Source organism: Pseudomonas sp. UBA6315, assembly GCF_002438125.1.
In the GTDB taxonomy this organism is placed as follows: domain Bacteria; phylum Pseudomonadota; class Gammaproteobacteria; order Pseudomonadales; family Pseudomonadaceae; genus Aquipseudomonas; species Aquipseudomonas faucium.
This window is the reverse complement of record NZ_DJTF01000109.1, coordinates 1-14,204: the sequence shown is the minus strand read 5'-3', so window position 1 is coordinate 14,204 and position 14,204 is coordinate 1. Positions and strand designations below refer to the sequence as shown.

Annotated in this window: 12 protein-coding genes and 1 pseudogene; 10 read left to right on the top strand and 3 right to left on the bottom strand. The window is 62.3% G+C overall.

The genetic code is table 11. The annotated features are described in order from the left end of the window. Window positions 1-113, bottom strand: a pseudogene (locus tag B3E94_RS13775) (outer membrane protein assembly factor BamE); the annotation flags it as partial. Window positions 114-210: 97 nt separating this feature from the next. Between B3E94_RS13775 and fur the strand changes: the two are divergent. Beyond that, window positions 211-615: a ferric iron uptake transcriptional regulator gene (gene fur, locus B3E94_RS13770; protein ID WP_008096237.1), complete on the top strand. Its 405-nt coding sequence runs from the start codon at window positions 211-213 to the stop codon at window positions 613-615. A gap of 186 nt (window positions 616-801) precedes the next feature. On the opposite strand, the gene recN is transcribed toward fur, so the two are convergent. Beyond that, window positions 802-2,475, bottom strand: coding sequence for a DNA repair protein RecN (gene recN / locus B3E94_RS13765; protein WP_286913924.1), 1,674 nt, complete (start codon window positions 2,473-2,475; stop codon window positions 802-804). 191 nt (window positions 2,476-2,666) lie between these two features. On the opposite strand from recN, the gene grpE reads away from it, so the two are divergent. The 8 genes from grpE (at window position 2,667) to B3E94_RS13725 (ending at window position 13,078) form a co-directional block, all read left to right on the top strand. Then, complete coding sequence (gene grpE / locus B3E94_RS13760) at window positions 2,667-3,221, top strand: nucleotide exchange factor GrpE (RefSeq protein ID WP_286913922.1); 555 nt, start codon at window positions 2,667-2,669, stop codon at window positions 3,219-3,221. Between the two features lie 101 nt (window positions 3,222-3,322). Then, window positions 3,323-5,248 (top strand): molecular chaperone DnaK, encoded by a 1,926-nt coding sequence (dnaK, locus tag B3E94_RS13755; RefSeq protein WP_176517371.1) that lies wholly within the window; start codon window positions 3,323-3,325, stop codon window positions 5,246-5,248. A gap of 202 nt (window positions 5,249-5,450) precedes the next feature. Next, complete coding sequence (gene dnaJ / locus B3E94_RS13750; RefSeq protein ID WP_286913919.1) at window positions 5,451-6,575, top strand: molecular chaperone DnaJ; 1,125 nt, start codon at window positions 5,451-5,453, stop codon at window positions 6,573-6,575. Window positions 6,576-6,588: 13 nt separating this feature from the next. Beyond that, window positions 6,589-7,392, top strand: a complete 804-nt coding sequence (dapB, locus tag B3E94_RS13745) for a 4-hydroxy-tetrahydrodipicolinate reductase (RefSeq protein WP_236193857.1) — start codon at window positions 6,589-6,591, stop codon at window positions 7,390-7,392. Window positions 7,393-7,708: 316 nt separating this feature from the next. Continuing rightward, entirely contained in the window at window positions 7,709-8,845 is a 1,137-nt protein-coding gene (carA, locus tag B3E94_RS13740) for a glutamine-hydrolyzing carbamoyl-phosphate synthase small subunit (protein WP_003249935.1), read from the top strand. A gap of 105 nt (window positions 8,846-8,950) precedes the next feature. Further along, the gene (gene carB, locus B3E94_RS13735; protein WP_176517434.1) at window positions 8,951-12,172 is read left to right on the top strand and encodes a carbamoyl-phosphate synthase large subunit; all 3,222 of its coding nucleotides are present in this window, start codon (window positions 8,951-8,953) and stop codon (window positions 12,170-12,172) included. Then, window positions 12,169-12,651 (top strand): transcription elongation factor GreA, encoded by a 483-nt coding sequence (gene greA, locus B3E94_RS13730; RefSeq protein WP_008098898.1) that lies wholly within the window; start codon window positions 12,169-12,171, stop codon window positions 12,649-12,651. Before carB ends, greA begins: the two co-directional genes overlap by 4 nt. Continuing rightward, window positions 12,629-13,078 carry an MFS transporter gene (locus B3E94_RS13725; RefSeq protein WP_176517433.1) on the top strand — a complete coding sequence of 150 codons (450 nt, stop codon included), beginning with the start codon at window positions 12,629-12,631 and terminating at the stop codon, window positions 13,076-13,078. The genes greA and B3E94_RS13725 overlap by 23 nt, the downstream gene beginning before the upstream one ends. 12 nt (window positions 13,079-13,090) lie before the next feature. On the opposite strand, the gene yhbY is transcribed toward B3E94_RS13725, so the two are convergent. Continuing rightward, complete coding sequence (gene yhbY / locus B3E94_RS13720; RefSeq protein ID WP_054892619.1) at window positions 13,091-13,399, bottom strand: ribosome assembly RNA-binding protein YhbY; 309 nt, start codon at window positions 13,397-13,399, stop codon at window positions 13,091-13,093. A gap of 102 nt (window positions 13,400-13,501) precedes the next feature. On the opposite strand from yhbY, the gene rlmE reads away from it, so the two are divergent. Then, window positions 13,502-14,128, top strand: coding sequence for a 23S rRNA (uridine(2552)-2'-O)-methyltransferase RlmE (gene rlmE / locus B3E94_RS13715; RefSeq protein ID WP_176517432.1), 627 nt, complete (start codon window positions 13,502-13,504; stop codon window positions 14,126-14,128). Window positions 14,129-14,204: the final 76 nt, after the last annotated feature.

Here is a 14,204-nt window from a genome sequence, read left to right as displayed (position 1 = left end):
ACGACATTGCCCTGCTGGATGTCGATTTTGTAAACCCCGGGAAACGAGCAACCGGCGAGTGCGAGCAGTCCCGCGAGGGCGAGGCTGTTTAGCAAGAGCTTGGTGTTTTGCATCGGTGGGCGACTTCCACTATCTTGGCTGGACAACGTAAACCCCGATCATACCCGTATTAAGAGAAGCTGCGAAGCAGCATCGGCGAGAAAGCTGACCATGGTTGAAAATAGCGAATTGCGCAAAGCCGGTCTCAAGGTAACCCTGCCTCGAGTCAAGATCCTTCAAATGCTCGATTCGACCGAGCAACGTCACATGAGCGCTGAAGATGTCTACAAGGCGCTGATGGAGGCTGGCGAGGACGTCGGTCTGGCAACCGTCTATCGCGTACTGACCCAGTTCGAAGCGGCGGGGCTGGTGGTACGGCACAACTTCGATGGCGGTCACGCGGTGTTCGAGCTGGCGGACGGCGGTCACCACGACCATATGGTCAACGTGGAGACCAGCGAAGTGATCGAATTCATGGATGCCGAAATCGAGCGGCGTCAAAAGGAGATCGTGGCCGAGCATGGCTACGAGCTGGTGGACCACAACCTGGTCCTGTATGTGCGTAAGAAAAAGTAACGATTTCGATCGTTATGAATAGCGAAGGCGACCTTAGGGTCGCCTTTGTGCTTTCTGGGGTTGGCTTTGGATGTGGTTTGGCTATTCGGGCCCTATCGCTGGCAAGCCAGCTCCTACACCTACCCCAGGATGCTTGAGGCGTGTGTGGGAGCCGGCTTGCCGGCGATAGGGTCGATGCAGGCAGCCTCAAGCCTTGCCGGACACCACCATCTTGCGCGCATGGGCCAGCGATTCCTTGGTCAGGTCGATACCGCCCAGCATCCGCGCCACTTCCTCGACCCGTTCGCGCTTGCCCAGGCTGGCCACGGCGGTATGGGTGGTGTCGCTGTTGCGCACCTTGTGCACGAACAGGTGGTTATGCCCCTGCGCCGCCACCTGCGGCAGGTGGGTCACGGTCAGCACCTGCCCGCGCTCGCCCAGCCGGCGCAGCAACTGGCCGACGATCTCGGCGGTAGGCCCGCCAATACCGACATCGACCTCGTCGAACACCAGGGTCGGGATGCGCGAGGTCTGTGCGGTAATGACCTGGATCGCCAGGCTGATACGTGACAGCTCGCCGCCCGATGCCACCTTTGCCAGGCCCTTGAGCGGCTGCCCAGGGTTGGCGCTGACCAGCAGTTCGATCTGCTCCAGGCCATGGGGCGACAGGTCGTTGCCTTCATTGGGCGTGAGCTCGATGCAGAAACGCCCGCCCGGCATGCCCAGGCGCTGGATTTCCTGTTCCACGGCAATCGCCAGTTGCTGGGCCGCCTGCTGGCGCAGGGCGCTCAGCTCGATTGCCTTGGCCTGGTAATGCTGGGCAAAGGCGGTCAGCTCCTCGCCCAGGCGTTCGATCGACTCGTCGCTGGCATTCAGGCTTTCCAGTTCTTCCATCAATTGCTGCTGCAGGTGCGGCAGCTCGGTTGGGTGCACCCGGTGTTTGCGCGCCAGGGTATAGATGGTGTCCAGGCGTTCTTCGAGCGATTGCAGGCGCATCGGGTCGGCGTCGAAGTTGTCGAGGAAGCGGTTGAGCTCGCCGACCGCTTCCTCTATCTGGATCTGCGCGCTGGAAATCAGGTTGGCAGCTTCGCCCAGGGCCTTGGGTGTATTGGCCGCAGCGCCAAGGCGGTTGAGGCTGGAGGTGAGGGCGCTGAGCACGTTGCCCGAGTCGCTTTCGCTGCACTGGTCGATGACCTGGCGGCAGATGCCGAACAGCGCTTCGGCGTTGGTCAGGTTCTTGTGCTCCTGCTCCAGCTGCTCCAGTTCGTTTTCACCCAGGCCAAGGTTGTCCAGCTCTTCCAGCTGGTAGCTGAGTAGCTGGTGGCGGGCGCGTTGTTCATCGCCGGAGTTGGCCAGGCGCTCCCGCTCCAGGCGCGTCTGGTTCCAGCGTTTGGCCGCGAGTTGCACCTGGCGGGCCAGGTCGACGGCGCCGGCATACTCGTCGAGCAGGCGGCGGTGGGTGTCGGTCTTGAGCAGTGACTGGTGCTCGTGCTGGCTGTGGATGTCGATCAGCAGCTCGCCGAGTGCCTTGAGGTCGCTCAGGGGGCAGGGCGTGCCGTTGATGTAGCCACGGCTGCGGCCCTCTGCGGTGATGACGCGGCGCAGGATGCACGGGCCGTCGTTGTCCAGGTCGCGTTCGGCCAGCCAGGTGTGTGCTTCGGGAATGTCCACCAGGTCGAAGGTGGCGAGGATGTCCGCCTTGTCGGCGCCGGGGCGCACCACGCCGCTGTCGGCACGGTCGCCCAGGGCCAGGCCGAGGGCGTCGAGCATGATCGATTTGCCGGCGCCGGTTTCGCCGGTGATGACCGACATGCCACGGGCCAGTTCGAGGTCGAGGTGTTCGACGATGGCGTAGTTGTGAATGGACAGGTGCACCAGCATGGGGGCGGCTCCCGAAGTTCAGGTCTGGTTATTTATACAGTACTTTTTTCGACCCTGCCAATGTCCCTCGGCGGATTTTCTCGCCGCCTGGAAAACCGCCTTGCCCCTTGAAGCTGGTTTTTCCGGCCCCATATAGCCGGCAGACACGGCGAGCTTTGCTCGTACAACAGAAATTGCAGAGGAGAGACCCCATGGCTGACGAACAGCTGAACGAGAAAGACCTTAATGCCGAAGAGGCCGCCCCAGTGGATAACGGCGCCCGCGTTCAGGAGCTCGAGGAGCAGCTGGCCGCCGCCAAGGATCAATCCCTGCGTGTTGCAGCTGAAGCGCAGAACAGCATCCGCCGCGCCGAGCAGGAAGTCGACAAGGCCCGCAAGTTCGCCCTCGAGAAGTTCGCTGGCGACCTGCTGCCGGTCATCGACAGCCTGGAGCTGGCCTTGGCGCATTCGAGCGCCCAGGACGAGCAGGTCAAGACCATCCGCGATGGCGTCGAGCTGACCCTGAAGATGTTCCAGGACACCCTCAAGCGCTACAACCTCGAAGCCATCGACCCGCACGGCCAGCCGTTCAACCCTGAGCACCACCAGGCCATGGCCATGCAGGAAAACGCCGAGGTCGAGCCGAACAGCGTGCTCAACGTGTTCCAGAAGGGCTACCTGCTCAACGGCCGCCTGCTGCGCCCTGCGAAGGTAGTGGTGAGCAAGGCGCCGGCCGCCCCGCAACCTTCGATCGATGAGAAGGCTTGAAATCCGACGGGGCATCCCCATCTAAGTGTCAAGCCTTCAAGTATTACCGCAGTTGGCCAAAGTAGTCGCTGCCACCAAATTCAAGTTTCGGGAGAGTAAACATGGGCAAAATCATCGGTATCGACCTGGGGACCACCAACTCGTGCGTCTCCATTCTGGAAAACGGTAACGTCAAGGTCATCGAGAACGCCGAAGGCGCGCGTACCACCCCTTCGATCGTGGCCTACGCCAACGACGGCGAAATCCTGGTCGGCCAGTCGGCCAAGCGCCAGGCTGTGACCAACCCGCACAACACCCTGTTCGCCGTGAAGCGCCTGATCGGCCGCCGCTTCGAAGAAGACGTCGTGCAGAAAGACATCAAGCTGGTGCCTTACAAGATCGTCAAGGGCGGTAACGGCGACGCTTGGGTCCAGGCCAACGGCAAAGACATGGCGCCACCACAGATCAGCGCCGAAGTCCTGAAGAAAATGAAGAAGACCGCCGAAGACTACCTCGGCGAGCCTGTCACCGAGGCGGTCATCACCGTTCCGGCGTACTTCAACGACAGCCAGCGCCAGGCCACCAAAGACGCCGGTCGCATCGCCGGCCTGGACGTCAAGCGCATCATCAACGAGCCGACCGCCGCTGCGCTGGCCTACGGCATGGACAAGGCCAAGGGCGACCACACCGTCATCGTTTATGACCTGGGTGGTGGTACCTTCGACGTTTCGGTCATCGAAATCGCCGAAGTCGACGGTGAGCACCAGTTCGAAGTACTGGCCACCAACGGCGACACCTTCCTCGGTGGTGAAGACTTCGACATGCGCTTGATCGACTACCTCGTCGACGAGTTCAAGAAAGAGTCCGGCATGGACCTGAAGAACGATCCACTGGCCCTGCAGCGTCTGAAAGAAGCTGCTGAAAAAGCCAAGATCGAGCTGTCCTCGACTCAGTCGACCGACGTCAACCTGCCGTACATCACTGCAGATGCGACCGGTCCTAAGCACCTGAACGTGAAGATCTCCCGCGCCAAGCTGGAGTCGCTGGTCGAAGACCTGGTTCAACGTACCATCGAGCCTTGCCGCATCGCCCTGAAAGACGCCGGCATCGACGCCAGCAAGATCGACGACGTGATCCTGGTCGGTGGCCAGACCCGTATGCCGATGGTGCAGAAGGCCGTTGCCGACTTCTTCGGTAAAGAAGCGCGCAAGGACGTCAACCCGGACGAAGCCGTGGCCATGGGTGCTGCCATCCAGGGTGCTGTACTAGCCGGTGACGTGAAAGACGTGCTGCTGCTGGACGTCAGCCCGCTGACCCTGGGTATCGAAACCATGGGCGGCGTGATGACCGCGCTGATCGAGAAGAACACCACCATCCCGACCAAGAAGTCGCAGGTGTTCTCGACTGCCGACGACAACCAGGGCGCCGTGACCATTCACGTGCTGCAGGGCGAGCGTAAGCAGGCTGCGCAGAACAAGTCGCTGGGCAAGTTCGACCTGGCTGACATTCCGCCAGCACCGCGTGGCGTACCGCAGATCGAAGTGACCTTCGACATCGACGCCAACGGCATCCTGCACGTCGGCGCCAAAGACAAGGCCACCGGCAAGGCTCAATCGATCGTGATCAAGGCCAACTCCGGCCTGTCCGACGAGGAAATCGAGCGCATGGTGCGTGACGCCGAGGCCAACGCCGAGGAAGACCGCAAGTTCGAAGAACTGGCCGCTGCCCGTAACCAGGGTGATGCACTGGTTCACTCGACCCGCAAGATGGTCGCTGACGCCGGTGACAAGGTCACTGCCGAAGAGAAGACTGCCATCGAAGCGGCCGTGGTTGCCCTGGAAGCCGCCGTCAAAGGCGACGACAAGGCTGCTATCGACGCCAAGGTCGAAGAGCTGTCGAAAGTCTCGGCACCGGTTGCTCAGAAGATGTACGCCGATCAGGCTCAGCAGCCGGAAGGCGCAGCCCAGCAGCAGGCCGAGCCTGAAGCCAAGCACGACGACGTGGTTGACGCCGAGTTCGAAGAAGTAAAAGGCGACGACAAGAAGTAATCGTTGCATGTTGTCGGCCAGTTCACCGGCGTTAGCCGGTGAACTGGTAGGATGTCGCCGCGCGGGGGCTTGCTCCCGCGTTGGTGTGTCTGGAATACGAGAATTTTTACAGCATCTGTCAAAGCCCTGCGGGCTGGCAGCTGCTGCGGCACAGCGCATAGCGCAGAGGTATGCCGAACGCCCCCAAGAGTGCAAATGACCTATGGCAAAGCGTGATTATTATGAGGTCCTGGGTGTCGAGCGTGGCGCCAGTGAAGGTGATCTCAAAAAGGCCTATCGCCGCCTGGCGATGAAGTACCACCCCGACCGCAACCCGGGTGACAAAGAGTCGGAAGAGCAGTTCAAGGAGGCCAACGAGGCCTACGAAGTGCTGTCCGATGCGAGCAAGCGCGCGGCCTACGACCAATACGGTCATGCCGGCGTCGACCCCAGCATGGGTGGCGGTGGTGCCGGCTTCGGCGGCGCCAACTTCTCCGACATCTTCGGTGATGTGTTCAGCGATTTCTTCGGTGGCGGCCGCGGCGGTTCGCGTGGCGGCGCCCAGCGCGGCAGCGACCTGCGCTACACCCTGGAGCTGAACCTGGAAGAAGCGGTGCGTGGCACCACGGTCAATATCCGCGTTCCCACGCTGGTCAACTGCAAGCCCTGCGATGGCTCCGGCGCCAAGAAGGGCTCGACCCCGGCCACCTGCCCTACCTGCGGCGGCATCGGCCAGGTGCGCATGCAGCAAGGCTTCTTCTCGGTGCAGCAGACCTGCCCGCGCTGCCACGGCCAGGGCAAGATCATCACCGACCCTTGCGGCTCGTGCCACGGCGAAGGCCGTGTCGAGGAATACAAGACCCTGTCGGTCAAGGTGCCGGCTGGCGTCGATACGGGCGACCGCATCCGCCTGTCCGGCGAAGGCGAGGCGGGCACCCACGGCGGCCCGACTGGCGACCTGTATGTGGTGATCAGCGTGCGCGAGCACGAGATCTTCCAGCGTGACGGCAAGCACCTGTACTGCGAAGTGCCGATCAGCTACACCGACGCTGCCTTGGGTGGCGAGCTGGAAGTGCCGACCCTCGATGGCCGCGTGAAGCTGAAGATCCCCGAAGGCACCCAGACCGGCAAGCAGTTCCGCCTGCGTGGCAAGGGTGTGGCGCCGGTGCGTGGTGGTGGCGCAGGTGACCTGCTGTGCCGCGTGGCGGTCGAGACCCCGGTCAACCTCAGCCGCCGTCAGCGCGAGCTGCTCGAAGAGCTGCGTGACTCGCTCGAAGGCGACAGCTCCCACTCGCCCAAGGCCAATGGCTGGTTCGATGGCGTGAAGCGCTTCTTCGGCGATCTCTGATAAGGAATTGGCTATGCGACGTATTGCAGTGATGGGCGCGGCAGGGCGGATGGGCAAGACCCTCGTCGAAGCCGTGCAGCAAACCCCGGGTGCCGGGCTGACCGCAGCGATCGACCGTCCGGACAGCTCGCTGGTCGGCGCTGACGCGGGTGAGTTGGCAGCCCTGGGCCGGATCGGCGTGCTGCTGTCCGATGACCTGGCCAAGGTTGCCGACGAGTTCGACGTGCTGATCGACTTCACTCACCCGTCGGTGACCTTGAAGAACCTGGCGTTCTGCCGCAAGCACGGCAAGGCGATGATCATCGGCACCACCGGCTTCACCGTCGAGGAGAAGCAGTTGCTGGCCGAGGCGGGCAAGGACATTCCGATCGTGTTCGCCGCCAACTTCAGTGTCGGCGTCAACCTCAGCCTCAAGCTGCTGGACATGGCGGCGCGGGTGCTGGGTGACGATGTCGACATCGAGATCATCGAGGCGCACCACCGGCACAAGGTCGATGCGCCGTCGGGTACCGCGCTGCGCATGGGTGAAGTGGTTGCCAATGCGCTGGGGCGTGACCTGCAGGAAGTGGCGGTGTATGGCCGTGAAGGCCAGACCGGTGCGCGTGACCGCAAGACCATCGGCTTTGCCACCGTGCGTGCCGGCGATGTGGTTGGTGACCACACCGTGCTGTTCGCTGCCGAAGGCGAGCGCCTGGAGATCACCCACAAGGCCTCCAGCCGCATGACCTTCGCCAAGGGCGCCGTGCGTGCGGCGCTGTGGCTCGATGGTCGCGAGCCGGGCCTGTATGACATGCAGGACGTGCTGGAGCTGCGCTAAGCCTTGATGGCCTCATCGCCGGCAAGCCGGCTCCCACGGGAAGCGCGCAGGCCCAGAGCCTTGTGGCGTTCTTTGTGGGAGCCGGCTTGCCGGCGATGGGGTGCAACGCACCCCTCTGTCGCAATCATGTGTTTTAGAGACACATATACGGTAGACCGAAAACGCACTTTTCTGTAAGCTACAGCTTTAGTGTGTCCACTAAAAGCGCGCAGCGAATTGAATTCAGCACATAAAAGCGGGGTGACGTGTCCATACGTCACTCCGCTTTTTTGCAACCTGCGATCGCCCTTTCATGCTTGATTTACGGGAGGTCTTCTTGACAAAGCCAGCCATACTCGCCCTTGCCGACGGCAGTATTTTTCGCGGTGAAGCCATTGGTGCCGACGGTCAAACCGTTGGTGAGGTGGTATTCAACACCGCTATGACCGGCTACCAGGAAATCCTTACAGACCCTTCCTACGCGCAGCAAATCGTTACCCTGACCTACCCGCACATCGGCAACACCGGCACCACGCCGGAAGACGCCGAGTCGAACCGTGTCTGGTCCGCTGGCCTGGTCATCCGTGACCTGCCGCTGCTGGCCAGCAACTGGCGCAACACCCAGTCGCTGCCTGAGTACCTCAAGGCCAACAATGTCGTCGCCATCGCTGGCATCGACACCCGCCGCCTGACCCGTATCCTGCGTGAAAAGGGCGCCCAGAACGGTTGCATCCTCGCCGGTGACAACATCAGCGAAGAGGCCGCCATCGCCGCTGCCCGCGGCTTCCCAGGCCTCAAAGGCATGGACCTGGCCAAGGTCGTGTCCACCAAAGAGCGCTACGAGTGGCGCTCCAGCGTGTGGGAGCTGAAAACCGACAGCCACCCGACCATCGACGCTGCCGACCTGCCGTACCACGTGGTCGCCTTCGACTACGGCGTCAAGCTGAACATCCTGCGCATGCTGGTTGCCCGCGGCTGCCGCGTGACCGTGGTGCCTGCCCAGACCCCCGCCAGCGAAGTGCTCGCCCTCAACCCCGATGGCGTGTTCCTGTCCAACGGCCCTGGCGACCCCGAGCCATGCGACTACGCGATCCAGGCGATCAAGGAAATCCTTGAAACCGAGATCCCGGTCTTCGGCATCTGCCTCGGCCACCAGCTGCTGGCCCTGGCCTCCGGCGCCAAGACCGTGAAGATGGGCCACGGCCACCACGGTGCCAACCACCCGGTCCAGGACCTGGACACCGGCGTGGTCATGATCACCAGCCAGAACCACGGTTTCGCCGTCGACGAAGCGACCCTGCCGGGCAATGTCCGCGCCATCCACAAGTCGCTGTTCGACGGTACCCTGCAGGGCATCGAGCGCACCGACAAGAGCGCGTTCAGCTTCCAGGGCCACCCTGAAGCGAGCCCGGGCCCGACCGACGTCGCGCCACTGTTCGATCGTTTCACCGATGCCATGGCCAAGCGCCGCTGAGCATCCTGCTTCAAGGCCCCGGGCCGGCACCTGCCGCGCCCGGCAGCGCCTGACCCAGATTGTTCAAAGCGGCTTGCCGACTGACCCCGGATTTGAGTGACAACCATGCCAAAACGTACAGACATCAAAAGCATCCTGATTCTCGGCGCTGGCCCGATCGTGATCGGCCAGGCCTGCGAATTCGACTACTCCGGCGCCCAGGCTTGCAAAGCCCTGCGCGAGGAAGGTTTCCGCGTCATCCTGGTGAACTCCAACCCGGCCACCATCATGACCGACCCGGCCATGGCCGACGCCACCTACATCGAGCCGATCAAGTGGCAGTCGGTGGCCAAGATCATCGAGAAAGAGCGCCCTGACGCCGTCCTGCCGACCATGGGTGGCCAGACCGCACTGAACTGCGCCCTGGACCTGGAGCGCCATGGCGTTCTGGAAAAATTCGGCGTGGAGATGATCGGTGCCAACGCCGACACCATCGACAAGGCCGAAGACCGCTCGCGCTTCGACAAGGCCATGAAGGACATCGGCCTGGAGTGCCCACGCTCGGGCATCGCCCACAGCATGGAAGAGGCCTATGCGGTGCTCGAGAAGCTCGGCTTCCCATGCATCATCCGCCCGTCGTTCACCATGGGCGGCACTGGCGGTGGCATCGCCTACAACCGTGAAGAATTCGAAGAAATCTGCACCCGTGGCCTGGACCTGTCGCCGACCAAGGAACTGCTGATCGACGAATCGCTGATCGGCTGGAAGGAATACGAGATGGAGGTGGTCCGCGACAAGAAGGACAACTGCATCATCGTCTGCTCCATCGAAAACTTCGACCCGATGGGCGTGCACACCGGTGACTCGATCACTGTTGCTCCAGCGCAGACCCTGACCGACAAGGAATACCAGATCATGCGCAACGCCTCGCTGGCGGTGCTGCGTGAAATCGGTGTCGAAACCGGCGGTTCCAACGTGCAGTTCGGTATCTGCCCGAACACTGGCCGCATGGTCGTGATCGAGATGAACCCGCGCGTTTCGCGTTCCTCGGCGCTGGCGTCCAAGGCTACCGGCTTCCCGATCGCCAAGATCGCCGCCAAGCTGGCCATCGGCTACACCCTCGACGAACTGCAGAACGACATCACCGGCGGCCGTACCCCAGCCTCCTTCGAGCCGTCGATCGACTACGTCGTCACCAAGCTGCCGCGCTTCGCCTTCGAGAAATTCCCCAAGGCCGACGCCCGCCTGACCACCCAGATGAAATCCGTGGGTGAAGTAATGGCCATCGGCCGTACCTTCCAGGAATCCCTGCAGAAAGCCCTGCGCGGCCTGGAAGTCGGTGCTTGCGGCCTCGACCCGAAAGTCGACCTGGCCAGCCCGGAAGCAGCCGGCATCCTCAAGCGCGAGCTGACCGTGCCGGGCGCCGAGCGTATCTGGTACGTGGCCGACGCCATGCGTTCGGGCATGACCTGCGAAGAGATCTTCGCCCTGACCGGCATCGACATGTGGTTCTTGGTGCAGATGGAAGATCTGATCAAGGAAGAAGAGAAGGTCAAGACCCTGGCCCTGTCGGCGATCGACAAGGACTACATGCTGCGCCTCAAGCGCAAGGGCTTCTCGGACCAGCGCCTGGCCAAGCTGCTCGGCATCACCGACAAGAACCTGCGTCGCCACCGCCACAAGCTGGAAGTGTTCCCGGTGTACAAGCGCGTCGACACCTGCGCCGCCGAGTTCGCCACCGACACCGCCTACCTGTACTCGACCTACGAGGAAGAGTGCGAGGCCAACCCGTCGACCCGTGACAAGATCATGATCCTGGGTGGCGGCCCGAACCGTATCGGCCAAGGCATCGAGTTCGACTACTGCTGCGTGCACGCGGCCCTGGCGCTGCGTGAAGACGGTTACGAGACCATCATGGTCAACTGCAACCCGGAAACCGTCTCCACCGACTACGACACCTCCGACCGCCTGTACTTCGAGCCGCTGACCCTGGAAGACGTGCTGGAAGTCTGCCGCGTCGAGAAGCCGAAGGGCGTGATCGTCCACTACGGCGGCCAGACCCCGCTGAAACTGGCTCGCGCCCTGGAAGAAGCCGGCGTGCCGATCATCGGTACCAGCCCGGACGCCATCGACCGCGCCGAAGACCGCGAGCGCTTCCAGCAGATGGTTCAGCGCCTGAACCTGCTGCAGCCGCCAAACGCCACCGTGCGCAGCGAAGAAGAAGCCATCCGCGCCGCGGGCGGTATCGGCTACCCGCTGGTGGTGCGCCCGTCCTACGTACTGGGCGGCCGTGCGATGGAAATCGTCTACGAGCTGGACGAACTCAAGCGCTACCTGCGTGAAGCGGTACAGGTTTCCAACGACAGCCCGGTGCTGCTCGACCACTTCCTCAACTGCGCCATCGAGATGGACGTGGACGCGGTCTGCGACGGCACCGACGTGGTGATCGGCGCGATCATGCAGCACATCGAGCAGGCCGGTGTTCACTCCGGTGACTCGGCGTGCTCGCTGCCGCCGTACTCGCTGAGCAAGGAAGTGCAGGACGAAGTGCGCGACCAGGTGCGCAAGATGGCCCTGGAGCTGGGCGTGGTCGGCCTGATGAACGTGCAGCTGGCCCTGCAGGGCGACAAGATCTACGTGATCGAAGTCAACCCGCGCGCCTCGCGTACCGTACCGTTCGTCTCCAAGTGCATCGGCACCTCCCTGGCCATGATCGCGGCCCGCGTGATGGCTGGCAAAACCTTGAAAGAGCTGGGCTTCACCCAGGAAATCATCCCGAACTTCTACAGCGTCAAGGAAGCCGTCTTCCCGTTCGCCAAGTTCCCAGGGGTTGACCCGATCCTCGGCCCTGAGATGAAATCCACCGGTGAAGTCATGGGTGTCGGCGACAGCTTCGGCGAAGCCTTCGCCAAGGCCCAGATGGGTGCCAGCGAAGTGCTGCCGACCGGCGGTACCGCGTTCATCAGCGTGCGTGACGACGACAAGCCACAAGTGGCTGGCGTTGCTCGCGACCTGATCGCCCTGGGCTTCGAAGTGGTTGCTACTGCAGGTACCGCCAAGGTCATCGAAGCGGCCGGCCTGAAAGTGCGCCGTGTGAACAAAGTGACCGAGGGTCGCCCGCACGTGGTCGACATGATCAAGAACGACGAAGTGTCGCTGATCATCAACACCACCGAAGGCCGCCAGTCGATCGCCGATTCCTACTCGATTCGTCGCAATGCGTTGCAGCACAAGATTTACTGCACCACGACCATTGCGGCTGGTGAAGCCATCTGCGAAGCGCTGAAATTCGGCCCTGAAAAGACCGTTCGCCGCTTGCAGGATCTGCATGCAGGACTTAAAGCATGAGCATTACCAAGTACCCGATGACCGTCCAGGGCGCTCGCGCCCTGGAAGAGGAACACCTGTTCCTGAGCAAGACCGAGCGCCCGCGCCTGAGCCAGGCCATTGGCGAAGCGCGCGAGCTGGGCGACCTCAAGGAAAACGCCGAATACCATGCCGCCCGTGAGGAGCAGGGCATGGTCGAGGCGCGTATCCGCGATATCGAAGGCCGCCTGCAGAACTCGGTCGTGATCGACGTGACCACCATCCCTCATACCGGCAAGGTCATTTTCGGCACCACCGTGGTGCTGGCCAATACCGAAACCGATGACGAGGTGACCTACCAGATCGTTGGCGAGGACGAAGCTGACGTGAAGCAGGGCAAGCTTTCGAGCGGTGCGCCCATTGCCCGTGCCATCATCGGCAAGGAAGAAGGTGATACGGTCGTCGTCAAGACGCCAAGCGGCACGGTCGAGTACGAGATTGTCGAAGTCAAGCACATCTGACCGGCGCCTGCGGGCGCCTTCCCTGGAGGGGATCCTCTGGCAACTGGCCCAGGTATTCTGGGTCGGTGGCCTGTGGGTGTTCCATGTGGGGTTGGTGCCGGCACTCAAGGTCAGTGGCCTGGCACCCTTGCTGGTGCAGGACATCGCCGGGCAGATCGACCGCTGGTTGATTGGCGTGGCGTTGCTCGGGCTGCTGACGCAGTTGGCGGTACTGGCGCGGGTCGACGGCCTGCCGGCCTGGTGGCGACAGTTCCGTGGCCAGATGCTGTTGCTCGGCCTTGCCGCCTGCGTGGGGTACTACACCTTGCGCTATGGCATCTCGGTCGGCGAGCGCTGGCAGATGTTCTGTTTCCTGGTGCTGGGCTTTTCCGGCATCGTGCTGGTGGCCCAACCAGTACCGGTCAGGGCGCGCCAGGCGCGCCACTGATCGGAGCCGCCGTTACTTGTAGCGGTGGATGTTGGACAGCTGCTTGTTCGGCTGTGGGTTCTTGCGATAGATCAGCGCTTTCTTGCCGATGGTTTGCACCAGCTCGGCGCGGCCGGCCTTGCACAGCTCGGCGATGGCGGCAGCACGTTCTTCGCGATCTTCCGAGCGAATCTCGACCTTGATCAGTTCATGGTCGGCGAGTGCACGCTCGAGTTCGGCGATCACGCCTTCATTCAAACCGTTGCCGGCAACGATCAGGACCGGCTTCAGGTCATGACCAATGGACTTGTATTGCTTCTTCTGCTCGTTATTGAGCGGCATAATCTGACCCTTTCCGTCTGATTCTGTAAAATTGACGGGCATTTTACCCGAGGGCCTGTGGCTCCGCCCAGTCAAACACGACGCATATCATCGAGGTGCCCCGTGGTACAACGTTCCAAAAGCAGCGCCAACTGGCTGCGAGAGCATTTTAACGACCCTTTTGTGAAGCAGGCGCAAAAGGATGGCTACCGTTCACGCGCGAGCTACAAACTGCTTGAGATCCAGGAAAAAGACCGCCTGATCCGCCCCGGCATGAGCGTGATCGACCTTGGCGCGGCCCCGGGCGGGTGGTCGCAGGTGACCAGTCGTCTGATTGGTGGCCAGGGCCGGCTGATTGCCTCCGATATCCTGGAAATGGACTCGATCCCTGATGTGACCTTCATCCAGGGCGACTTTACCCAGGATGAAGTGCTGCAGCAGATTCTCCAGGCAGTCGGCGATTCGCACGTAGACCTTGTGATTTCCGATATGGCCCCCAATATGAGTGGTACGCCTGCGGTGGACATGCCGCGTGCCATGTTCCTCTGCGAGCTGGCTCTGGATCTGGCGACCCGCGTGCTCAAGCCCGGCGGCGATTTCCTGATCAAGATCTTCCAGGGCGAAGGCTTCGACGTATACCTCAAGGACGTGCGCAGCAAGTTCGACAAGGTGCAGATGCGCAAGCCGTCGTCGTCGCGGGACCGTTCTCGCGAACAGTACCTGCTGGCCAGGGGTTTCAAGGGGGAATGAGGCGTAATGCGGGGTGGCCGATAGTTATTTCCAATTGGCTGCCCCGTCTGGATTGTCCGAACTTCGTGTAGTCTAG

What these genes read in the sequence shown, in the direction of transcription:
- recN (WP_286913924.1), bottom strand. Translation starts at nt 2,475, where the DNA reads ATGCTGGTGCACCTGTCCATTCACAACTACGCCATCGTCGAACACCTC.
- greA (WP_008098898.1), top strand. Translation starts at nt 12,169, where the DNA reads ATGAGCATTACCAAGTACCCGATGACCGTCCAGGGCGCTCGCGCCCTG.
- dnaK (WP_176517371.1), top strand. Translation starts at nt 3,323, where the DNA reads ATGGGCAAAATCATCGGTATCGACCTGGGGACCACCAACTCGTGCGTC.
- fur (WP_008096237.1), top strand. Translation starts at nt 211, where the DNA reads ATGGTTGAAAATAGCGAATTGCGCAAAGCCGGTCTCAAGGTAACCCTG.
- dapB (WP_236193857.1), top strand. Translation starts at nt 6,589, where the DNA reads ATGCGACGTATTGCAGTGATGGGCGCGGCAGGGCGGATGGGCAAGACC.
- dnaJ (WP_286913919.1), top strand. Translation starts at nt 5,451, where the DNA reads ATGGCAAAGCGTGATTATTATGAGGTCCTGGGTGTCGAGCGTGGCGCC.
- carB (WP_176517434.1), top strand. Translation starts at nt 8,951, where the DNA reads ATGCCAAAACGTACAGACATCAAAAGCATCCTGATTCTCGGCGCTGGC.
- yhbY (WP_054892619.1), bottom strand. Translation starts at nt 13,399, where the DNA reads ATGCCGCTCAATAACGAGCAGAAGAAGCAATACAAGTCCATTGGTCAT.
- grpE (WP_286913922.1), top strand. Translation starts at nt 2,667, where the DNA reads ATGGCTGACGAACAGCTGAACGAGAAAGACCTTAATGCCGAAGAGGCC.